25 protein-coding genes, 1 CRISPR repeat array and 1 riboswitch (1 of these 27 cut by a window edge) are annotated in these 19,600 nt (G+C 53.2%); of the genes, 20 read left to right on the top strand and 5 right to left on the bottom strand.

Translation table 11 applies throughout. The annotated features are described in order from the left end of the window. Positions 1-911: a CRISPR direct-repeat array (repeat unit 32 nt; unit sequence GTCGCATCCTACGCGGATGCGTGGATTGAAAT) (it extends 252 nt beyond the left edge of the window). A 448-nt stretch (positions 912-1,359) separates the two neighbouring features. The 16 genes from DQX05_RS16070 (at position 1,360) to DQX05_RS15995 (ending at position 14,454) form a co-directional block, all read left to right on the top strand. Next, positions 1,360-2,136, top strand: a complete 777-nt coding sequence (locus tag DQX05_RS16070) for a PAS domain-containing protein (protein ID WP_119794564.1) — start codon at positions 1,360-1,362, stop codon at positions 2,134-2,136. A 193-nt stretch (positions 2,137-2,329) separates the two neighbouring features. Next, a riboswitch (cobalamin riboswitch) is annotated at positions 2,330-2,501 on the top strand. Between the two features lie 176 nt (positions 2,502-2,677). Next, entirely contained in the window at positions 2,678-3,310 is a 633-nt protein-coding gene (locus DQX05_RS16065) for a cobalt-precorrin-8 methylmutase (RefSeq protein ID WP_119794563.1), read from the top strand. A gap of 14 nt (positions 3,311-3,324) precedes the next feature. Continuing rightward, positions 3,325-4,446 (top strand): cobalt-precorrin-5B (C(1))-methyltransferase CbiD, encoded by a 1,122-nt coding sequence (cbiD, locus tag DQX05_RS16060; protein ID WP_119794562.1) that lies wholly within the window; start codon positions 3,325-3,327, stop codon positions 4,444-4,446. Continuing rightward, positions 4,443-5,048, top strand: coding sequence for a cobalt-precorrin-7 (C(5))-methyltransferase (locus DQX05_RS16055; RefSeq protein WP_119794561.1), 606 nt, complete (start codon positions 4,443-4,445; stop codon positions 5,046-5,048). Before cbiD ends, DQX05_RS16055 begins: the two co-directional genes overlap by 4 nt. Beyond that, positions 5,038-5,613, top strand: a complete 576-nt coding sequence (locus tag DQX05_RS16050) for a decarboxylating cobalt-precorrin-6B (C(15))-methyltransferase (RefSeq protein ID WP_119794560.1) — start codon at positions 5,038-5,040, stop codon at positions 5,611-5,613. Before DQX05_RS16055 ends, DQX05_RS16050 begins: the two co-directional genes overlap by 11 nt. Continuing rightward, on the top strand, positions 5,610-6,359 hold the full coding sequence (locus DQX05_RS16045; RefSeq protein WP_119794559.1) for a cobalt-precorrin-4 methyltransferase: 750 nt from the start codon (positions 5,610-5,612) through the stop codon (positions 6,357-6,359). Before DQX05_RS16050 ends, DQX05_RS16045 begins: the two co-directional genes overlap by 4 nt. Beyond that, positions 6,346-7,407, top strand: a complete 1,062-nt coding sequence (locus DQX05_RS16040) for a cobalt-precorrin 5A hydrolase (RefSeq protein ID WP_119794558.1) — start codon at positions 6,346-6,348, stop codon at positions 7,405-7,407. The genes DQX05_RS16045 and DQX05_RS16040 overlap by 14 nt, the downstream gene beginning before the upstream one ends. Beyond that, positions 7,404-8,129, top strand: a complete 726-nt coding sequence (gene cobJ / locus DQX05_RS16035; protein WP_119794557.1) for a precorrin-3B C(17)-methyltransferase — start codon at positions 7,404-7,406, stop codon at positions 8,127-8,129. Before DQX05_RS16040 ends, cobJ begins: the two co-directional genes overlap by 4 nt. Continuing rightward, positions 8,126-8,872, top strand: a complete 747-nt coding sequence (gene cobK / locus DQX05_RS16030) for a precorrin-6A reductase (protein WP_119794556.1) — start codon at positions 8,126-8,128, stop codon at positions 8,870-8,872. Before cobJ ends, cobK begins: the two co-directional genes overlap by 4 nt. Positions 8,873-8,885: 13 nt before the next feature. Next, positions 8,886-10,385 carry a uroporphyrinogen-III C-methyltransferase gene (cobA, locus tag DQX05_RS16025; RefSeq protein ID WP_119794555.1) on the top strand — a complete coding sequence of 500 codons (1,500 nt, stop codon included), beginning with the start codon at positions 8,886-8,888 and terminating at the stop codon, positions 10,383-10,385. After that, the gene (locus DQX05_RS16020) at positions 10,382-11,176 is read left to right on the top strand and encodes a sirohydrochlorin cobaltochelatase (protein WP_119794554.1); all 795 of its coding nucleotides are present in this window, start codon (positions 10,382-10,384) and stop codon (positions 11,174-11,176) included. Before cobA ends, DQX05_RS16020 begins: the two co-directional genes overlap by 4 nt. Further along, complete coding sequence (locus tag DQX05_RS16015; RefSeq protein WP_119794553.1) at positions 11,169-11,867, top strand: cobalt-factor II C(20)-methyltransferase; 699 nt, start codon at positions 11,169-11,171, stop codon at positions 11,865-11,867. Before DQX05_RS16020 ends, DQX05_RS16015 begins: the two co-directional genes overlap by 8 nt. A 108-nt stretch (positions 11,868-11,975) precedes the next feature. After that, positions 11,976-12,626: an energy-coupling factor ABC transporter permease gene (locus DQX05_RS16010; protein ID WP_119794642.1), complete on the top strand. Its 651-nt coding sequence runs from the start codon at positions 11,976-11,978 to the stop codon at positions 12,624-12,626. Next, positions 12,623-12,916 carry an energy-coupling factor ABC transporter substrate-binding protein gene (locus DQX05_RS16005; protein ID WP_087442297.1) on the top strand — a complete coding sequence of 98 codons (294 nt, stop codon included), beginning with the start codon at positions 12,623-12,625 and terminating at the stop codon, positions 12,914-12,916. The genes DQX05_RS16010 and DQX05_RS16005 overlap by 4 nt, the downstream gene beginning before the upstream one ends. Further along, a complete protein-coding gene (locus tag DQX05_RS16000) occupies positions 12,903-13,580 on the top strand; it encodes an energy-coupling factor ABC transporter transmembrane protein (RefSeq protein WP_119794552.1) in 678 nt (225 codons plus the stop codon). The genes DQX05_RS16005 and DQX05_RS16000 overlap by 14 nt, the downstream gene beginning before the upstream one ends. Positions 13,581-13,665: 85 nt before the next feature. Then, on the top strand, positions 13,666-14,454 hold the full coding sequence (locus tag DQX05_RS15995; RefSeq protein WP_119794551.1) for an ATP-binding cassette domain-containing protein: 789 nt from the start codon (positions 13,666-13,668) through the stop codon (positions 14,452-14,454). A 104-nt stretch (positions 14,455-14,558) separates the two neighbouring features. Here DQX05_RS15995 and DQX05_RS15990 read toward each other — a convergent pair whose 3' ends face one another. The 4 genes from DQX05_RS15990 to DQX05_RS15970 all read right to left on the bottom strand — a co-directional run bounded on the left by DQX05_RS15990 (position 14,559) and on the right by DQX05_RS15970 (position 16,854). Beyond that, the gene (locus DQX05_RS15990) at positions 14,559-15,155 is read right to left on the bottom strand and encodes a class I SAM-dependent methyltransferase (RefSeq protein ID WP_119794550.1); all 597 of its coding nucleotides are present in this window, start codon (positions 15,153-15,155) and stop codon (positions 14,559-14,561) included. A 164-nt stretch (positions 15,156-15,319) separates the two neighbouring features. After that, on the bottom strand, positions 15,320-15,514 hold the full coding sequence (locus tag DQX05_RS15985; protein WP_119794549.1) for a hypothetical protein: 195 nt from the start codon (positions 15,512-15,514) through the stop codon (positions 15,320-15,322). Between the two features lie 265 nt (positions 15,515-15,779). Next, the gene (locus tag DQX05_RS15975) at positions 15,780-16,181 is read right to left on the bottom strand and encodes a YxeA family protein (RefSeq protein WP_119794548.1); all 402 of its coding nucleotides are present in this window, start codon (positions 16,179-16,181) and stop codon (positions 15,780-15,782) included. 160 nt (positions 16,182-16,341) lie between these two features. Further along, positions 16,342-16,854, bottom strand: coding sequence for a hypothetical protein (locus tag DQX05_RS15970; RefSeq protein ID WP_119794547.1), 513 nt, complete (start codon positions 16,852-16,854; stop codon positions 16,342-16,344). Positions 16,855-17,022: 168 nt separating this feature from the next. Here DQX05_RS15970 and DQX05_RS15965 point away from each other — a divergent pair, with 168 nt between their 5' ends. The 4 genes from DQX05_RS15965 (at position 17,023) to DQX05_RS32185 (ending at position 19,149) form a co-directional block, all read left to right on the top strand. After that, complete coding sequence (locus DQX05_RS15965; RefSeq protein ID WP_119794546.1) at positions 17,023-17,217, top strand: hypothetical protein; 195 nt, start codon at positions 17,023-17,025, stop codon at positions 17,215-17,217. A gap of 485 nt (positions 17,218-17,702) precedes the next feature. Beyond that, complete coding sequence (locus DQX05_RS15960) at positions 17,703-18,242, top strand: ferritin-like domain-containing protein (RefSeq protein ID WP_259392037.1); 540 nt, start codon at positions 17,703-17,705, stop codon at positions 18,240-18,242. 184 nt (positions 18,243-18,426) lie between these two features. After that, positions 18,427-18,753 (top strand): antibiotic biosynthesis monooxygenase family protein, encoded by a 327-nt coding sequence (locus DQX05_RS15955; RefSeq protein WP_119794545.1) that lies wholly within the window; start codon positions 18,427-18,429, stop codon positions 18,751-18,753. A 270-nt stretch (positions 18,754-19,023) separates the two neighbouring features. Beyond that, positions 19,024-19,149, top strand: a complete 126-nt coding sequence (locus DQX05_RS32185; protein ID WP_259392036.1) for a hypothetical protein — start codon at positions 19,024-19,026, stop codon at positions 19,147-19,149. A gap of 194 nt (positions 19,150-19,343) precedes the next feature. On the opposite strand, the gene DQX05_RS30870 is transcribed toward DQX05_RS32185, so the two are convergent. Next, the gene (locus DQX05_RS30870) at positions 19,344-19,499 is read right to left on the bottom strand and encodes a hypothetical protein (protein WP_182914781.1); all 156 of its coding nucleotides are present in this window, start codon (positions 19,497-19,499) and stop codon (positions 19,344-19,346) included. Between the last annotated feature and the right edge of the window lie 101 nt (positions 19,500-19,600).

The raw sequence follows: 19,600 nt of genomic DNA, 5'->3' as shown, positions 1-19,600 counted from the left end.
CATCAACTTTGGTCGCATCCTACGCGGATGCGTGGATTGAAATCACCAAGGATGGATAGTCCAACGAGACCGACGATCGTCGCATCCTACGCGGATGCGTGGATTGAAATCACGTCTGCCGTACCCGGCAACTCAAAAACAAAAAGTCGCATCCTACGCGGATGCGTGGATTGAAATCGGTATATTTACAGGATCAAACAGAAGAAGAGATCGTCGCATCCTACGCGGATGCGTGGATTGAAATACTTGTAAATTTGGAGCGCTCAGCATGCCAGCGTCGCATCCTACGCGGATGCGTGGATTGAAATCGGGCGACGGCAGCTATACCATCATTGCCCGCGATCGTCGCATCCTACGCGGATGCGTGGATTGAAATGAACTTAACAAGGCGGAGTATGACGCGGTTGCCGCTCGTCGCATCCTACGCGGATGCGTGGATTGAAATCGATATATACTGATTATGCAAGAACATATGTACAGTCGCATCCTACGCGGATGCGTGGATTGAAATGAGATAATACCGGGTTTCCATATGTAAAACATCTCGTCGCATCCTACGCGGATGCGTGGATTGAAATGGCCTAAAAAAAAGCCCTTCAGGCTCTCATCGACGTCGCATCCTACGCGGATGCGTGGATTGAAATCAGAAGGAGGGCTGTTTCGCCGTCCGTAATCCGGTCGCATCCTACGCGGATGCGTGGATTGAAATATAGTGAGGTATCGGAGGCGCTGGAGGATTACCGTCGCATCCTACGCGGATGCGTGGATTGAAATCGTTAGGAGATATAACGTGAACAAGGCACCGAACAAGTCGCATCCTACGCGGATGCGTGGATTGAAATTTTTAAATACTCGTACTGGTTTATGAGAACATCCAACGTCGCATCCTACCCGGATGCGTAGATACATAAGCTTCAACAGTAACCGGATCTGGAGCCTTGCTGTTCCTTCAAAGCGGTTCCGCGATAGGCCACAAAAGCCAGATTATCTACTACAAACCCTATGACGCTCCTCTTCTGCCAAGCAGGCGGGGAATTTTTTGTTTCAAAAATGGTGGAGATCTATGTTATATAATAAAAAGGTCCTCACGCATATTGAACATCAGCTTAGAAAACAGAAAGAAAGTAATGCCAATTCATAAAAATAGAGTGTTATTAACATAAAAATTGGTAGATCTTATTCGCGCGAGCTGATCATTCATTAATGTGCAAATATCGAGGTGCCGGACTGGGGCTTGGCCATCAGCCAGCGGTTGCGCCATCTCATGGGCAGGGATATAGAGGTCGAAATCAACCGGGGGCAAGCAGGTAGGGATGGCACGCCTGCTGCAATGGCATGAAAAAAGGGAGATGCACATGAATGAAAAGTGGGATGAGCCAGAAAAGTACACAAGTGCTGGAGGAGAAAGCGGTGCTCGCCGCAGTGGAGCAGTCGCTCGCTATGATCGAGTTTAACATCGAGGGTGAAGTACTTTGGGCGAACCATCTGTTTGCCCAGACAATGGGGTATACGGCGGGAGAACTTGCCGGAAAACATCACCGGATGTTTTGCACGCAACAGTTTATCGGCAGTGCAGAGTATGATGCATTTTGGGAGGATTTACGGAACGGTATCAAGTTTCAACAGAAAATCGTCCGGGTAGCGAAAAATGGCGACCTAGTGTGGCTTGAAGCAACATATATGCCGGTTTTGGATGATACCGGTCACATGGTAGCTGTCTTGAAGATGGCGACCGACATCACGCCAAGGGAAAACGCTGCCTCCCGAATGAAGGACGAGCTGCGGCTGATGGCGGAAGATTTGCTGAAGCGGACGGAAGAAGGCGTGGAGCGCAACCAGCAGGTTGCTGCATCCATTCAGCGCGCGGTGACGGACAGTGAAGACAACTTAACCCTCCTGCGGCAATTGGAGGATGAGTACAAGTCTCATGTCCAAAAGGCGGCCAAGGAAGTCCAAGCCGCCATCGAGGGAATCGCCGATAAGGTAGGACATGTCGGCGGGGGGACGAAGAATTCTCGGAATGCAATCGTCGAATGTCAGCATCAAATTAACTTAGCTACTGAGGAATTTGCCAAAATCGGCAAGGCAGCGGAGAATCTGGATACGCAGGCGAAAACATTGAGTGTAATGGTATAACGAAGGTTGGACAACATTCCTATCGCATAGAATATTCAAAAAGAGCGTTCGAGCCAGTCAGCAGGCTTGAAGCGCTCTTTTTATTGTCCGGGAAATCGATATGCAGTGAGTTCTGTCACAGGCGGCATGATGGAAGTCAAGCTATGATTCATCTAAGAGATTCACGCAATTCAATTGGAAAAAATTAATCTTGATAAAAATTGAATAGAAAACTGAGCGGAGATCAGGGAAAGAGGTGCGATTCCTCTACAGGCCCTAGCTACTGTAAAGCGGACGAAATCCCATTCATGTCACTGGAATTATTTCTGGGAAGGCGGGAAAGTAGAATGATGTCAAGTCAGGAGACCTCCTCTGTTCAGCCTTGCAGCAACTTCTAAGGGAACAGTTGTCTATTGCAGAGAACCCAGGCACCAGTATGTTCATTTGGCGAACACACTTGGATACTGCCTTTTTCTTCGTATGGACACGGGACCTTTAGGTCTCGTGTTTTTTTGTTCCCTTTTAGAGGTTGTATTGAAACCCACGAAAAGGAGAGGGAAAGATGGACTACATCAAAAACCCCAAGCGGATTGAAGAAAAAAGCTTTGAAATCATACAGGACATCATTACGGAAACAAGACCGGACTATACGTTCCGCAACCGGGAAGAGGAGCTGGTCATGAAGCGGGCGATTCATACGACGGCGGATTTTGATTATTTGGATAATCTCGTGTTCACGCATGATGCCTTGACGAAAATACGCGAGACGATCCGGCAGGGCGGCATCATTTTTACCGATACGAATATGGCCCTGAGCGGTATGAATAAAAAGCTGCTGGAGCAATACGGCTGTCGCTACCGCTGCTACGTCAATGAGCCGGAAACGGCCGAGGTGGCCCAACAGCAAGGCATCACCCGCTCGATGGCCGGGATACAGCTTGCCGCCACAGAAGAAGGCAAGAAATTGTTTGTCATCGGCAATGCGCCTACCGCCGTCTATCAAATTCTGGAGAGGGCGGCTGCCGGTGAGTTGGATGTGGAGGCTGTCGTCGGCGTGCCTGTTGGATTCGTCGGGGCGGCCGAATCGAAAAAAGCGCTCTATGAAAGCGACATTCCGGCGGTCGTGGCCCGCGGACGGAAGGGCGGAAGCAATCTGGCGGCAGCCATCATGAATGCCGTGCTGTACGCGATGTAAGAAGAGGTGGCCCGATGGCAGATTACGTGTACTATGAGGGGAAAAAATTGCGCAAGGGCTATACGACAGGAACTTGCGCGGCAGCGGCAGCGAAGGCGGCAGCGGCCATGATCGTCACGCAGGAGAAGAGCGCCGGGGTGACGATCATCACGCCGAACGGAACAACCCTGCAGCTTCCGGTGGATAAGCAGCAGTTCGATCGGCATACGGCCACAGCCGCGGTGCAAAAAGACGGCGGCGATGATATCGATGCGACGCATGGCATGTGGATTTTCGCGCAGGTCACCTTGAATGCCAGCGGGGAGATCCGCATCGATGGCGGGCAAGGCATCGGGCGCGTGACGCAGAGGGGCATCGCGGTCCCGATCGGGGAAGCGGCGATCAATCCGGTGCCGCGCCGAATGATTACTGCGGCCGTACGGGAAGAGATTGGCCTGGACCGCGGTGCGGACGTGGTGATTTTCGCGCCGGAAGGCGAAGAGCGCGCCGAGCGCACCATGAACAGCCGCCTCGGGATTATCGGCGGAATATCTATTCTGGGAACGACCGGAATCGTAACGCCGATGTCCGATGAAGGGTGGAAGCAGTCGCTGTCCATCGAGCTGGAAATGAAAAAAGCGCAGGGCTTCCGCAAAATCATTCTCGTTCCCGGGAACTACGGGGAGCGCTTCGTCGAGGAGCAGCTTGGCATCGACGGCAAATACGTGGTCTCGATGAGCAACTTCGTCGGCTACATGCTCAAGGAGACGCAGCGCCTCGCGTTCGAGCATGTGCTGATGGTGGGCCATTTCGGCAAGTTAATTAAAGTGTCCGCCGGCATTTTCACCACGTACAGCAAAGACGCGGATGCGCGGGCAGAAATCCTGGTGGCGAATCTGGCGCTGGCTGGCGCGCCCCTTCCCCTGCTCCAGCAAATTGCGGCCTGCGCGACGACGGAAGCGGCAGGAGAAATTATGGTGGCGGAAGGGTATGGCGAGGTTTTTCAGACCATCACGGACAAAGTGAAACAACGGGCAGAACAGTTTTTGAAATATAGCAAACCGGCGGTGGATATCGACGTCATCACGTTCTCGACGGATCGCGGAATGCTGGCTTCCACCTGTGACATCTCAACCATCAAGGAGGCATGGCCATGATTCATATTGTCGGAATTGGTCCAGGCAGTCCGGAGCTGCTGACCGGTGCGGGCGCCTTGCTTATCCAGAAAGCGGACGTGATTGCCGGCTCGAAGCGGCAGCTTAGCGAGATCCCGCCGGACAACCCGGCCGAACGCAAGCTGCTGCCCTCGCAGCTCGCGGAGCTGGAAGCCTTTTTGCGCGAGAGGATCGGCCAGGAGATCGTGCTGCTTGCCTCCGGTGACCCGTTAATGTATGGCATCGGAAAATGGGCGTTGGACCGATTTTCACAGGAACAGCTTCAGATTGTGCCCGGGATCAGCTCGATTCAATATTTATGCAGCCGCTGTGGCATTGCCATGAACGACCTATACATTACGAGCAGCCACGGCAAGCAGCCTGACTTCGACTTTCTGCTCGCGCACTCGAAAGTGGCGATGGTCACGGACAGCAAAATTGGACCGGCCGAAATTGCCCGGGAAATTGTGCGGCGGCAGCTGCGTAAAACGCTCATTATCGGAGAAAACCTCAGCTATCCCGAGGAACGGCTGCATCGGTTGAAGCCGGAGCAAGTTGCGGCTCACTATGAGATGAATGTAGTGGTGATTTTGGATGAAGGATGAAGCATTTATTCGCGGCAAGACACCGATGACCAAGGCGGAGGTCCGCGCCGTATCTATTGACAAATTGGCCTTGGACGAGACAAGCCGCCGTGTTCTCGACGTTGGAGCCGGAACGGGCAGCGTCGCGCTGCAGGTCGCGAAGATGTTCCCCCATGTGGCGGTAACCGCGATAGAACGGAACGAAGAGGCGCTGGCCCTAATCGAACAGAACCGGCGGCAGTTCGGGCTGGACAATGTGGAAATTGTGGCGGCAGAGGCTCCTATCCGGCTCGACAATACCGTGTTCGACGCTATTTTTGTCGGCGGGAGCGGGGGGCAATTAACGGAGGTTATCGATTGGAGCTATGCCTTGCTGAAGCCGGGCGGTCAGCTTGTACTCAATTTCATCTTGATGGAAAATGCTCTCGAAGCGGCAGCCTATCTCGAACAAGGACCTTGGCAGGAAGTCGAGATCATTCAAATGCAGGTGTCGAAGTGGCAGGAGCTTGGACAAGGGCATTATTTTAAGCCTCAAAATCCGACATTCATCATCGCTTGCCATAAAGAAAGGGGCGGGACAGCATGACGAAAGTGCATTTTGTCGGGGCGGGACCCGGACATACAGAACTTATTACATTGCGAGGGTACAATCTCCTTAAAGAGGCGGATGTCGTCATTTATGCCGGTTCGCTGGTGAACCCGGATTTGCTGGACTACTGCAAAGAAGGCTGCGAAATCTACAACAGCGCCATGATGGATTTGATGGAGATTATCGATTGCATGGAACAAAGTGTGAAGGCCGGGAAGGAAGTTGTTCGTCTCCAGACCGGAGACTTCTCGATCTACGGGTCGATCCGGGAACAAATCGAGGAAATGAAAAAGCGGGATATCGAGTTCACCTGCACGCCTGGGGTAAGTTCATTCCTCGGGGCTGCCTCGCAGCTTGGCGTTGAGTATACCGTGCCGGAAGTGAGCCAAAGCGTGATTATAACGCGCATGGAAGGAAGAACGCCGGTTCCGGACAGAGAGTCGCTGCGATCCTTCGCCGCGCACCGCACTTCGATGGTTATCTTCCTGTCGGTGCAAGCGGTCGAGGACGTGGTGGCAGAGCTGGTGGCAGGCGGATATCCGGAGGATACGCCGGCGGCCGTCATCTACAAAGCGACCTGGGCGGATGAAAAGCAAGTGACCGGAACCCTGCGGAATATTGCCGCCAAAGTCAAGGAGCAGGGCATCACGAAAACGGCGTTGATTATGGTAGGGGATTTTCTGGGCGAGACCTATTATTACTCCAAGCTGTACGACAAGGAATTCTCGCATGAGTACAGATAACAACACTGCCATTATTGCAGTTACGGCCATCGGCAAAGCGCTTGCCGCCTCCATCAAGGAGGCGCTGGCGGCTGATTGCTATGTGCCAGCGAAGCTGCAATCCGAAGGGTTTGCTGCCCTTCAACCGGATTTCGCGACGGGGATGCGCCGTCTTTTCCAGCAGTATGATGCGCTGGTCTGCATTATGGCGACAGGGATTGCCGTTCGGACGCTGGCTCCCGTCATCTCGGACAAGCTGTATGATCCGGCGGTGGTCGTGATGGATGAGAAAGCACTCCACGCCATCAGCCTATTGTCCGGACATGTGGGCGGAGCCAATGACTTGGCCCGCAGGCTGGCGGAGCTGACGGGAGCTGCAGCCGTTATCACGACAGCAACGGATGTTCAGCAGGTGGCGGCGCTCGATATGATCGTGCCGTCCGTGCCGGGGTGGATCCCGGATTTTCGCGAGAACTGCAAGCGAATCAACGGGCTGCTGGCCGCCGGGAAAACCGTGTGCTTGTATGAGGAAGTGCCGATCGAGATCGATCGGCGGGGCTTCACGCCGGTCACGAATCCGCACGAGCTTCCGGAACAGGCAGAAGCCCTGGTGTGGGTCACGCATCGGTACCGCCTGCCGGAATTGAGTATGCACTCGGTGAAGCTGGTTCCGAAGACTCGCGTGCTTGGAGTCGGATGCCGCAAGCGAACGGAGCCTGAACAGATGAGGCAGGCGTTTACTGAATTTTGCATCCAGTATGATACCGATCCGCATTCCTTTGCGGTCATGGCCAGTATCGATGTCAAAAAGGATGAACCGGCGATCAAGCAATTGGCGGAGCAATGGAATTGTCCCTTCATCACGTATACGGCCGATCAACTGCGTGTAGTGGAAGGTAAATATCCGGTATCCGAGTTCGTCAGACAAACCGTGCAGGTAGGCAGCGTCGCGTTATCCGCGGCCGATCTGGCCAGCGGGGGCCGGGTGCTGACGTCAAGGTTCGCCGTTGATGGGATCACGATGGCGATGGGAGAGAGAACGACACGAAACGATGGGGTGAAGGCATGATTTATGTGGTAGGAATTGGGCCGGGCGAGAGAGACATGATGACCGGAGAGGCGCTCGCCGCCATTCAAAAAGCGGATGTGATCGTGGGCTACATTACGTATATCCGGCTGATTGAAGAGCTGATCCAGGGGAAAGAAGTCGTCAAAACGGGAATGCGGAAGGAAATCGACCGCTGCCAGGAAGCCGTCGATATTGCGAAGACCGGCAAGACGGTGGCGGTCGTATCGAGCGGAGATGCCGGGATTTACGGCATGGCCGGCCTCATTATCGAGATTGTGGACAAAGAGCAAGCACCGATCGAAGTCGAAATCGTGGCTGGCGTCACGGCGAGCATCGGCGCGGCGGCAAGACTGGGAGCGCCCCTGATGCATGATTTTTGCCATATCAGCTTGAGCGATCTGATGACGCCTTGGGAGGTCATCGAGAAGCGGGTGAAGCTGGCGGCGGAAGCCGATTTTGTCGTCTGCTTCTACAATCCGAGAAGTAAGGGCCGGGCGAATCATCTGGAGTATGCCCTGGAATTGATGATGGCCTATAAATCGCCTTCCACTCCGGTCGGCATCGTGAAGGACGTTGGCCGCAAGGAAGAGCGACAAATACTGACGACGATGGCGGACATCGACTATGAAGAGGTGGATATGACGACGATGGTGATCGTCGGCAACAAGGAAACCTATGTCTCCAATGGCCGCATGATCACGCCGCGGGGCTATACGCTATGATTCTGATATTCGGCGGGACCTCGGATAGTCTCGATATTTGCGATTGGCTGCATGCCCGCGGGCATCAATATATCGTGTCCGTGGCCACCGAATATGGGGAACAACTGGCGAAGCAGCATGCCGAGCAGGTCATCTGCCAGCGGCTGGATGAAGCCGGCATGCGCCGGGTGATGCGCGAGAAGGCGGTCTCCCTGGTCATCGACGCGACCCATCCGTTCGCGGTGGAAGTGTCCGCGAATGCGATGAACGCCGCTGGCAGCATGAATATACCTTATGTTCGATATGAGAGGTCATCGAGTGAGGCCAACCATCTTCATCTCGTCCGCGACATTGATGAAGCGTGCCGCGCCGCAGCGGCGTTGGGCGACCGGATTTTTCTGACGACCGGGAGCAAAAACTTGCCGGAGTATGTGGCCAAGCTCTCCGGCAAGCATGTCATCGCGAGAGTGCTGCCTGTGGCGGAAGTCATCGCGGCCTGCGAACAGATCGGTCTGCTGGCCGACCAGATTATCGCGATGAAGGGACCGTTCTCCCAAGCATTGAATACAGAGCTTTTTCGTCAGACCGGCGCGGAAGTGATGATTACGAAGGAAAGCGGGCCGAAGGGCGGCTTTGCCGAGAAAATCGCCGCATGCCAGGAGCTTGGCATCCCTTGCGTCGTCATTCGGCGGCCGCCGCTGCAATATCCGAACGTCATTACAGACATCGGCGAGTTAACACAACACACAATATATATGAAATAAAGGGGGAACACCGATGAGCGGCAAGGTGGTTCTTGTCGGAGCCGGACCCGGTGAAGCCGGTCTGTTAACCGTGAAAGCAACGGAGTTCATACGGCAGGCGGATGTGATCGTCTACGACCGCCTCGTGAATCCGGCGCTGCTGAAGGAGCGCAAACCAGACTGCGATCTGATTTACGTAGGCAAAGAGCCTTCTCACCATCCGATTCCGCAAGCGGAAATCGAGCAAATTCTCGTGACTCAGGCGAGACAGAACAAATTGGTCATTCGCCTAAAAAGCGGCGATCCTTATGTGTTCGGGCGCGGAGGCGAGGAAGGCGAGACCCTGCATGCGGCAGGCATTCCCTTCGAAGTCGTCCCCGGTGTCACCTCGGCGATCGGCGGGCTGGCCTATGCCGGCATCCCGGTGACGCACCGGGATTGCGCCTCCAGCTTCCACGTGATCACCGGACACTTGAAGGAAGGCAGAGATCCGCTCGATTGGACGAGCTTGGCCCGGCTGGACGGCACCTTGATCTTCCTGATGGGGATGACCCAGCTTCCGTCGATCTGCGCGAACTTGATCCAGCATGGACGCCGCCCCGACACGGCTGCAGCCGTGGTTGAATGGGCATCCCGTTCCCGTCAGCGGACGGTTACGGGAGATCTGAAGACAATCTGCGCCAGGGTGGCGGAAGCCAACATCGGGGCGCCGGGCTTAATCGTGGTCGGCGATGTGGTGAAGCTGCGGGATAAATTGAACTTTTTCGAGAATACTCCGCTGTTCCGGAAGCATATTCTCCTTCCGCGCGCGCGTGCCGGGCGAAGCGAACTGGCCGCTAAGATTACGGCCTTGGGCGGAGAGGTGACTCTTTATCCGGGTATTCGAATTGAAAAACTCAATAATTTGGCGCTCACGAACACCGTGGCGGCTTATTTGCCGGAGTGCGAAGAAATCCTGTTTTCTTCGGCGGAAGCCGTCTCCTTGTTCATCGAGACGATGTTGGAGTCCGGGAAGGATAACCGTGCGCTGAGAGGGATCCGGCTGACGGCGATTGGCAAGCAGACGAAGGAGAAGCTGCGCAACTACGGACTTGCCGCTGACATCCTCGTGTCGAGACGATCGGCGGACCTCATCCGCCAAGCCTGCGCCGGGAATTGGCGGCCGGGGACGAAGGTACTGCTCGCCGGAAGCGAGAAGCATACGGCTCAGTTGGCCGCTGAGCTGGGCGGAGCAGCCGAGTTCGCTGCTTTGCCGCTGTATCGGGAAGTGTTGGAGACAGAGCGGCCGTTTGATTTGCGCAAGTTTGATGCCGTTTGCTTTTCCAGTTCAGCTTCGGTAGAGCATCTGCTCTCCGTATTGAGCGCGGAAGAACAAGACTTGCTCCGCTCGATGAAATTGGTGTCCATCGGCCCGATGACGAGCCGGACGATACGCGAGCAGGGCCTGGAGGTCTATCGGGAGGCGGAAGCGGCGCAGCCGGATTCGCTGATTACGTTGCTGTTAGAAGAAGCCGGGGAGGTTATGCCGACATGAATCAGACACAAGCGATACTGGTCGTCAGCTTCGGAACAAGCTATCCGGAGACGCGCGCCAAAACAATCGAAGCTTGCGAAAACAAGATCAGGGACATGTTTCCCGACTACGATGTGTTCCGAGCTTTTACGTCTAACAAAATTAGGAAAAAACTGGCGGTGCGCGATGGGCTGTATATCGACGCGCCCGCGCAGGCGCTCGAAAAATTGAAAGCGGCCGGTTATGCGAAGGTCATTATCCAATCCCTGCATCTCATTAACGGCGAAGAGTTCGAGAAAATCGTTTCTCAGGCTCTGCCATACCGGGACCAATTTGAACAATTGCTGATTAGCAAGCCTTTGCTCGACAGCTATGAAGATTACGGCAAAGCGATTCAGGCCGTCAAGGAGCAAGCGCCGCGCCTGGCCGCGGATGAAGCGCTGGTGCTGATGGGGCATGGGTCGGAGCATCATGCGTTCAGCGCATACGCTTGTCTCGACCATATGCTGGACGGCGAGCCCATTTACTTGGGCACCGTGGAAGGTTATCCCCCGCTGGAGCGCGTCATCGAACAACTCAAGGCGGCGAAGGTCCGGAAGGTCCATTTGATGCCGTTCATGCTGGTGGCCGGAGATCATGCGATCAACGATATGGCATCGGACGAAGAGGACTCCTGGAAATCGCAATTGACGCAGCACGGCTTCGAAGCGGCCGCTTATTTGCAGGGACTGGGCGAGAACCCGCTTATTCAGGCGCAATTTATCGAGCATATCCGCATGGCGATGGAGAAGGAGATGGCAGCGCATGGCTAAGTTTTATGGCATCGGGACAGGTCCGGGAGACAGCGAGCTATTGACGATGAAAGCCGTTCATACGCTTGGGAAGTTGGATGTGCTCTATACGCCGGAAGCGAAAAAGGGCGGAGCCAGCCTCGGGCTCAAGATTGTGGCGCCGTATTTGCCGGAGAGGCTGACGGTGAAGCAGCGCCATTTTCCCATGACCTACAACAAGGAGGAAAAGGAGCAGGCCTGGGAACGCATCGCGGCGGAGATTCAAGCGGATGTGCTAGCGGGCCAAAATGCCGGCTTTATTACGCTCGGCGATCCTATGGTCTATAGCACGTACAGCTACTTGCTGGAGCTGCTGAGATCAAAGATCGAGGCGGAAACGATTGCGGGGATCTCCTCCTTCTCGTATATGGCCTCGCGTGTCGGCTGGCCGCTTGTCATGGATGAGGAATCGCTGGCGGTCATTCCGGTCACTTCCGGGGAGGAGGCGCTTCAGCAGGCGTTGACTAGCTTTGACACGATTGTATTAATGAAGGCAGCCAGTAATCTACCGCTGGTGCTCCGGCTTCTGGATCAGCACCAATTGCTGGAGCAGGCGGTGCTTGTCAGCGATGCATCGATGGCTTCCGAAAAGATAACATTTGGCTTGAACGAACTGCATGACGATGAAAAGCTTTCTTATTTTTCTACAATTATTGTGAAAAAAGAAAGGTAGGGACATGAAATGCGAACCCGGTTATCGGCTAAATATTTCAAATTTATCCCGTTTGTACTCGTTGCTGTTATTTATTTTGCCATCACGAATCCGCAGACGGCGCATGCGATGCATATTATGGAAGGCTTCCTGCCCCCAACGTGGTCCATCCTTTGGAGCGTCGCGTTTATTCCGTTCCTGATTGCCGGCTTGTTCCGCATTCGCAAGCTGGTGGCCGCCGATCCCCATAATAAATTGCTGCTTGCCTTATGCGGCGCCTTTATTTTTGTCCTGTCTGCTCTCAAAATTCCGTCCGTGACGGGCTCCTGCTCGCATCCGACCGGCGTAGGTCTGGCAACCGTGCTGTTCGGGCCCCTTGTCGTCAGCGTATTTGGCGCGATTGTGCTGCTGTTCCAGGCGTTGCTGCTTGCCCATGGAGGCATCACTACCCTGGGAGCCAACGCGGTGTCGATGGCTGTCGTCGGACCTATCGTCGGGTTTCTCGTCTATCGACTGGCCCGGAAAATGGGCTGCCGTCAAGGGTTGGCCATCTTCCTGTGTGCATTCATCGCCGATCTTGCCACTTATTTGGTGACTTCGGTGCAGCTTGGGATCGTTTTCCCGGACCCGGCCTCCGGCATGATGGCCTCGATTTTCAAGTTCATGGCCATTTTCTGCACTACTCAGGTGCCGATCGCGATTGCGGAAGGCTTGCTCACGACCATGATGTACAATCTGATTCAGAAAAATCTCCCGGCAAAGGCGGCGCAATGGCAATGAAAAAAATCAATATCAATCTCGTTCTCTTGCTGCTGGTCGTTATTTTAATCGTAAGTCCTTTTATCCTGAATCGAGATGCCGCGTATGAAGGATCGGACGGGGAGGCGGAAGCGGCAATCTCGGAACTCCATCCGGACTATGAACCATGGTTCACTCCCGTATATGAGCCGAAGAGCGGCGAGATCGAAAGCTTGCTGTTCACGCTGCAAGGCTGTATCGGAACCGGGATTATCGCCTACGTCATCGGAGTGCAGCGAGGCAAGCGGAAGCAGGAACATGCTGACCATTGATAAATATGCCTATCACAACCGCTGGATCGGCGTATCTCCCTACATCAAAACATCCGGGTATATGCTGCTGCTGATTCTGTCCTTGAGCGGTCCGGCTGTGTTGCAGGCTGCCATCTGTCTGCTGCTTGTTCCGCTAACCATGTATGTCGCCAAAATGAAGTGCCGCCACTATATAAAATGGTTTATGCTGCCGTTTTCTTTTTTACTCTTCAGCATTATCTCGATTCTCATATCCGTGTCGCCATCTGTGGATGGACTGTTATGGAAGGTGCAGGCCGGGTCCTTATATTTGGGCATTTCAGATGCGACCATGCAAGCGGCTGCGCATGTATTGTTCAGAAGCACAGCTTGTCTGGCTTGCACCCTCTTTTTTGTCTTAACTGTTCCGGTGCAGCAGCTGATCAAGGTGATGAGAAGCATCCATATTCCCGTTCTTCTGATCGAATTAATGGTTCTGATTTACCGTTTTATCTTTATTTTTATCGAGGAAGCGGCGGCCATTCGCCACGCGCAGCAGCTCCGGTTCGGCTATCATGGGCTCAAAAACAGCTACAGATCGCTGGCCATGCTGGTGAATATATTATTCCAGCGCGTGATGTTACGCTATCGCGACATGTCGGTTGTGCTTGATGTGAAGCTGTTCCAAGGCGACTTCCACGTGTAAGAGGCAATTCAAGCAACCTTCTTGGCGCTGACAACCGGCCTTTTTGGACACTGGAGTTGCCTCGATTATGAAAGAGGGTGGACGGATGTTATCCACGAATCATCTCTGCTATGAATATGAAGACGGCCAGCGGGCGCTCGATGATGTCTCGATTGATCTGGCGAAAGGAAATATTCTCGGGCTCGTCGGCGCCAATGGCTCGGGGAAATCGACGCTGTTCAAGCTGCTGCTCGGTCTGTTGAAGCCGTCAAGCGGGGAAGTGCTGTTCCATGGGCGGCCGCTCCGCTACGGCAAGAAGGATCTGTTGTCTTTGCGCACCGAAGTGGGAATTGTTTTTCAGGATCCGGATCAACAAATTTTTTATTCGAGCGTGGCGGATGATGTCGCTTTTGCTCTCCGGAATCTGGGGAGGGGAGAAGAGGAGATCGCGGAACGGGTCAATCAAGCGTTGGCGACGGTTGGCGCAGCGGGCTTCCGGGATAAGCCGGTGCAGTATTTGAGCTACGGGCAGAAGAAGCGGGTAGCGATTGCCGGGGCGCTGGTGCTCGATACGCAATGGCTGCTGCTTGATGAGCCTACGGCGGGGCTCGATCCGGAGGGCAGACAGATGATGATGGAGCTGATTCGGGATTTGGCCGAAGCAGGGAAAAAAATATTGATTTCGAGTCATGATATTGATTTGATTTATGAAATTTGCAATTACGTGTATATATTGAAGCAAGGGCGCGTCCTGCAGGAGGGAGCGGAGACCGAGGTATTCACCGAGGCAGCCCTGGTGCAAGCGGCCGGACTGACCCAGCCTTGGCTCGTCAAGCTGCACGCCCGGATCGGACTGCCCCTATGCAAGACGGAAGACGAGCTGTTCAGCCGTTGATGTCTTGGTCTTGGCTGAAGTGCATAAAAAAGAAAGGCAGCATAAGCCGCCTTTCTGCACCTTGCATTATGATGATATGGAAGGATAGGGTAAAGGTTCGCACCTTATTTCCTTACTACAAGCTGAATGACATGGGCCAGACCGGTGTGTCCCTTTCCTTCCACCCGCTCTTGTTCTCCATAGAAGAAATGGATGACTTTATGACCTTCGCACCATCCAAGCAGATCTTGCGGCTCGTATAGCATGCCCGGATCCCGGGGGCCGCCCGTTCCATAATGCAATTGCTCCTTGGAGTATACTTCCAGCATGATCATCCCGCCGGGTTTTACCGATTGTTTTAGCTTCGCTAGCACCGTTTTCTGGTCCTCTTGATGAAAATGTCCAAATACCATGATGGCTGCATCGTATTCCTCGTGAGGCACGCTTTCTGTCAAGAGATCCACCTTTTCGGTATGAACGTGGGCCGCATGCTTCTGGGCCAGCTTTTTCGTTTTGAGCAAACCGCTTTCCGCATAATCGAGGGCGGTCACATCATGCCCTCGTGTTGCCAAAAACACCGCATTCCTGCCTTCTCCTTCTGCCAATGCGATGATCTTCTTGCCTGCGTCTAACCGAAAGGCCTGTTGTTGAATAAATACATTCGCTTCTTCTCCATAATAATAGTCCTCTGAATGAAAACGCTCATGCCATGAGCTTGTCATCCATACCAGCCTCCTGTAATTCATTTATTCTCATGATCCCGGGAACTCAGGTTGTTGTGGAGCGATGTGCAAGAATAAAAGTGGGGTGAAGGGTCTAATTAGAGTGATGGAACAGGGCTCGGGGGAGTCGTAAAAAGCCGCTCCAATTTAAAGACTTCGCAGCTCTATAATAACCCTGTTGCTTGTGCACTGTCAATCTGGATGCGCAGCTCCTCCAGCTCCCGCAAGTAGCTGATGCCGGACATGTCGCCATATACGTTGCTGTCCATGAGCCGCAGCCGCTTGAGCTTGCTCAGCTTGAAAATAGAGCCGGCCTCGTCAATTCCGCCGACATTGTCGACGAGCGACAGATCCTCCAATCGGGTAAGTCCGGAGAGCGGGCGCAGATCGTTGGTTCCGGACGATCTTCTCAGCTCCAGACTGCGCAGCTTCTTCAGATGAGCCAGGGGTTCAAATCATTAACACCTCTCAGATTCAGCGCCTCCAGCTTCCATGCTGTTGGTGATGGATATCATGCCAGCGTTTTTCTGAATGAGTTGGAAGACTTGGCGCAGCATTGCGGGGAATGGCTGAACGTGGAGTGACGACGTAAGCCCTGCCGCACCCGGCAGGGCTTGGTTCTTTTTATTCCACACCCAGTTGCTCTCTCGCCTTGACCGGAATGTCCTCCTTCGTTACTTCGTCATATCGTCCGATGTCCCGAATCCCGCTGCCGTCTTCGCCATCCTTGACATACACGAGGAGGAACGAATCGAGCCGCAAATTTTTATGGGCGCTGAAGGAAACCGTCGCTTCATTGCCATGCTCGTCATAGGCGGTCAGTGTGTAGTAGTAACGCGAAAACGGATCTTTTGTGTCCGCGCCGATCGTTTCTTCCTTGCCGTTTTCGGTAATATGTACATACATTTTGGTTGTGCCCCACTCAGCCTTCATTTTGGCTGCATCGACTCCGAAAATAAGAAAGCCTGCCACTACTATCGATGCGACAACGACAATGGAGACGATGATGATTGTAAATTTCTTCATAATGCCTCACCTTCAATTTCGTATGCTTATGCGGTACATTCATCATAAGCCATGCCGCTTCCATGCGGAATGCAATTAGGTGACGAGCACATTACGTTTTTGCAAGGTACTGGAGCGATGCCTGATCATCAGCTGAGTGGCTGGTGCTGTAGGCCTCGGATTAACCCCATTCGATGGCGATGTTTTCTTCCGATACTCGGACATCCCCCAGTACGAGCCAGAAGTTGTCTTCATCGTACCCGAGCACGATACCGTCGGCGCGGTGGCCGGGATACAAGTATTCCGGCAGGAGAGCGGGAACGAGGTCTTCGCGGCGGGCGGCGCCGTACCGTCCCGGGCCTATCTGGATGATGACCCCCTGCGGATAGAACATCGCAATTCCGCCGGTGACCGCATCCCCTATGCCGTATTCCCGCTTCGTCTGCTCCCAGGCGGATTGATAGGGCAGCACGGCCGCCGTCCATGCCTGTTCGAATTCTTCCCTTGCGATAAGGTCTTGTTCTTCGTAATCGATAAGCACTTCGCTCAAATGGAAGTCAGGCGCGATCGACAGTCTGCATCCGTTGTTCTCCGACAGCTCGATCTGTCTGTAGGCGACTCGATCGCCGTCCACTTCAAAATAATAGGTGAACCCATTGTCAGGATCATCGATCTTGAGGTATATGTAGTTCATCGTCGTGCCCCCTTGTCCTCAGTCTGGACGTTCCGCATCAACTGGGCGTCCGTCTCTTCTCAATCCCAAAGTATATCGCGTCGGGGCAGGGGAGACAACAGGTCCAGCGGCTCACCGAAAACGGGCCCATATACCCTTGCCGAAAAAAAGACATCACCCGCAAAGAGCTTGACCCTGGCCGTCACGAAGCCGAACGGGGAAACATTCGACGTGACGGTAGAGAAGGAAATGCTTCCTTCCGCCCTGCCGCGCGTCCAGCAAGGGCAAGTGCTCAACGTTACTTATTCCCCGAACGCCCCGGCGAAGCTGGCCATCTCGCTGCCGGTCAGCGAGGCGGATATTCAGCAGACATTCTGCGCTTAATGCCTGATTTTAGAGTAGGTAGAAGGGGGCCCAAAAGTAGTACATAGCTACAATGTGACAGTCCCCCTGATTCTCAAAGCTTGATTTGCCGAAAAACTGCAAATATGCAGCTTTCCTTGATCACGTGCACTCCGTTACAGGGAATCCTGTAAAACTGCATCAATTATCAGACTATCCAATATATAAAAGACAAAATCGATGAAAATAATGTACTTTTGCAGGAATTTCATCAAATAGCGGCCTAATTAACGTAAATTGATGCATTAACGCAGGATTACACTCCCTGATCTATCTTCTGTCGCTATGCCGGCTGCCGTTTTTCCCGCCTCCACATCCTCTGTTGACCCGTCCCGCAGTTCCAATCCGAATGCCGGTCGCGGCTGTAGGCGGACAAGGTGCGGGAACGGCTATCACCTATAGACATGGTACAAATGCCCCCCCTCTGAAATAAGATACAGAAGAACAACTCAATCGGAGGGGATAATTTGTACGGTATCATGCCTGGTATGCCGCTGCTGCCTCATTTCCGTGAGCACATGCCGAATCTGTATCCTTATGAGCAGATGAGGGATCAGATTCCATCTTATAAGTCGCTCCAGGAGGCGCTTGAGCTCATTAAGCAAGCTGTCTCGGGGGAACGGGAGGATGAATTATTTTACAGCTACTTGATTAGCATCGCACCGTCTGCCGAAGATAAGACTATCATTGCTAGCATTCGGGAGGATGAACGGAAGCATAACCGCATGTTCCGTAAAATATACAAGGACCTGACCGGACAGACGATTATGGCCGATGGAGGCGAGAGCTTCGAGAAGCCAAAATCATATATCGATGGAGTGCGGCGGGCGCTGTTCGGAGAACTCGCCGCGATGGAGCGTTACCGCGATATCCGTGCCGGTTTGCCGAACCGTTATTACCGTGACATGGTATTCGAGATTTTGACGGACGAATTAAAGCATGCCGACAAATACAACTACATCCTGAACTTGGATTTGCGAAGAATGATCAAGCATGCCCATGAATAATATGAGATGATTCCTCAGTCGAGAAGCCTTTTGCGCGTAGATGCAAAGGGCTTTTAGTGTATTCTCGCGCTATCTCCAACGGTCAAGAGAGCGTCTGCATAGGAAACTTAATTGAAAATAATAATCATCATCAATTATAATGGAAGAAGCGTGATATGATTTATTTAGAAGGAGAGGAAAATAAATGTTTATTGAAACAAAAACGATTACCGTGAAAGAAGGCACGTCCGACTTGGTTGTGCAGCGATTCTCGGGAGAAGGCGCGATCGAAAAATTTGAAGGATTTATCGACTTGAGCGTTCTCGTCAAAAAAGTGAGAAGAGGTGACGAGGAAGTCATCGTCATGATTCGCTGGGAATCCGAAGAAGCGTGGAAAAATTGGGAGACGAGCGAAGTGCATTTGGAAGGGCATCGACAGAGTCGGGGGAAGCCAAAGCCGGAACATATTATTAAATCGGAGCATGCCGTCTACGACGTAAAAGCGGTAAAAGGCGCATACCAACAAGCTTAATCCCACAGCAAATCATTCCTTGCTCACACTGAATCGTTTATGCGGATACTTCCATATTTCTACATGAAGAGGGGCTGGAGAGTTCACCAGCCTCTTATTTATGTTAACGCTCCCTCACCTTCGAGATTCCGCCGCCAGGAGCAGCACCTTGACCCGGATGGACGCGATGCTGTCCCGATCCTGGCGATGGCAGCATGAAACATTCCATAGCAATCCCGTCTATACCTGGGTATAATTTCCTGAGAATCTCATTCAAGGAAGGGGAGGCCAATGAAGAAATACATAGCAATTGCACTTGTCCTCGTAGTGGTGCTGGCCGTGCTTACGGTGCCGAAGCAGGATGATTACGCTTCTTGGATAAAAATCGAATCAAGCAGGAAGCCGACAATGTGCTGATGGACTGGGGAGTCGAGCTGGTGGGGGGAGCGTCTTATCAGAAGCACGTCGTCTTGCGACAATTTATGTGGGGCTCAGCCTGTGTGAGACGAAAGTGACCGAGCAGAACAAGTTTCGGGCGATTGGCGCCTTTCACCAATTTATAGCCCTGGGCAGAATCCAGGATCTGATTCGGTTGAATTAAGGCTCGCTTATCATCTTCGACGGGACGCTTTCCAGATGGCGAGGAATAAGAGCGGAAGCACGAAGAATAAGGACAGGAAGAGAGCGCTGCTCGCCAGAATGGCCAGCATGAGTATGAACAAGGCTACGGCAATCAAGAAGAGGCAGCCTCTTGTGGCAGACAGCATAGCATTCATCACCTCCACGCACTTCAGCTTTGTTCTTATTCTATGCGGCAACAAGTGCGGACAAGACAGGAGAAATTGAGTATCCGTCTCTGCCAAAATCA

The organism is Paenibacillus thiaminolyticus, assembly GCF_003591545.1.
Classification (GTDB): Bacteria; Bacillota; Bacilli; order Paenibacillales; family Paenibacillaceae; genus Paenibacillus_B; species Paenibacillus_B thiaminolyticus_A.
The sequence above is the reverse complement of the archived record's forward strand: the minus strand, read 5'-3'. Positions and strand labels throughout refer to the sequence as shown.

Coding starts and splice junctions, on each gene's coding strand:
- DQX05_RS15970 (WP_119794547.1), bottom strand. CDS start 16,854: ATGAACTACATATACCTCAAGATCGATGATCCTGACAATGGGTTCACC.
- cobJ (WP_119794557.1), top strand. CDS start 7,404: ATGATTTATGTGGTAGGAATTGGGCCGGGCGAGAGAGACATGATGACC.
- DQX05_RS16045 (WP_119794559.1), top strand. CDS start 5,610: ATGACGAAAGTGCATTTTGTCGGGGCGGGACCCGGACATACAGAACTT.
- DQX05_RS16000 (WP_119794552.1), top strand. CDS start 12,903: ATGCTGACCATTGATAAATATGCCTATCACAACCGCTGGATCGGCGTA.
- DQX05_RS16070 (WP_119794564.1), top strand. CDS start 1,360: ATGAAAAGTGGGATGAGCCAGAAAAGTACACAAGTGCTGGAGGAGAAA.
- DQX05_RS15990 (WP_119794550.1), bottom strand. CDS start 15,155: ATGACAAGCTCATGGCATGAGCGTTTTCATTCAGAGGACTATTATTAT.
- DQX05_RS16065 (WP_119794563.1), top strand. CDS start 2,678: ATGGACTACATCAAAAACCCCAAGCGGATTGAAGAAAAAAGCTTTGAA.
- cobK (WP_119794556.1), top strand. CDS start 8,126: ATGATTCTGATATTCGGCGGGACCTCGGATAGTCTCGATATTTGCGAT.
- DQX05_RS16005 (WP_087442297.1), top strand. CDS start 12,623: ATGAAAAAAATCAATATCAATCTCGTTCTCTTGCTGCTGGTCGTTATT.
- cobA (WP_119794555.1), top strand. CDS start 8,886: ATGAGCGGCAAGGTGGTTCTTGTCGGAGCCGGACCCGGTGAAGCCGGT.
- DQX05_RS15955 (WP_119794545.1), top strand. CDS start 18,427: ATGTTTATTGAAACAAAAACGATTACCGTGAAAGAAGGCACGTCCGAC.
- DQX05_RS16055 (WP_119794561.1), top strand. CDS start 4,443: ATGATTCATATTGTCGGAATTGGTCCAGGCAGTCCGGAGCTGCTGACC.
- DQX05_RS16010 (WP_119794642.1), top strand. CDS start 11,976: ATGCATATTATGGAAGGCTTCCTGCCCCCAACGTGGTCCATCCTTTGG.
- DQX05_RS15975 (WP_119794548.1), bottom strand. CDS start 16,181: ATGAAGAAATTTACAATCATCATCGTCTCCATTGTCGTTGTCGCATCG.
- cbiD (WP_119794562.1), top strand. CDS start 3,325: ATGGCAGATTACGTGTACTATGAGGGGAAAAAATTGCGCAAGGGCTAT.
- DQX05_RS15995 (WP_119794551.1), top strand. CDS start 13,666: ATGTTATCCACGAATCATCTCTGCTATGAATATGAAGACGGCCAGCGG.
- DQX05_RS16040 (WP_119794558.1), top strand. CDS start 6,346: ATGAGTACAGATAACAACACTGCCATTATTGCAGTTACGGCCATCGGC.
- DQX05_RS16050 (WP_119794560.1), top strand. CDS start 5,038: ATGAAGGATGAAGCATTTATTCGCGGCAAGACACCGATGACCAAGGCG.
- DQX05_RS16015 (WP_119794553.1), top strand. CDS start 11,169: ATGGCTAAGTTTTATGGCATCGGGACAGGTCCGGGAGACAGCGAGCTA.
- DQX05_RS30870 (WP_182914781.1), bottom strand. CDS start 19,499: ATGCTGTCTGCCACAAGAGGCTGCCTCTTCTTGATTGCCGTAGCCTTG.
- DQX05_RS32185 (WP_259392036.1), top strand. CDS start 19,024: ATGAAGAAATACATAGCAATTGCACTTGTCCTCGTAGTGGTGCTGGCC.
- DQX05_RS16020 (WP_119794554.1), top strand. CDS start 10,382: ATGAATCAGACACAAGCGATACTGGTCGTCAGCTTCGGAACAAGCTAT.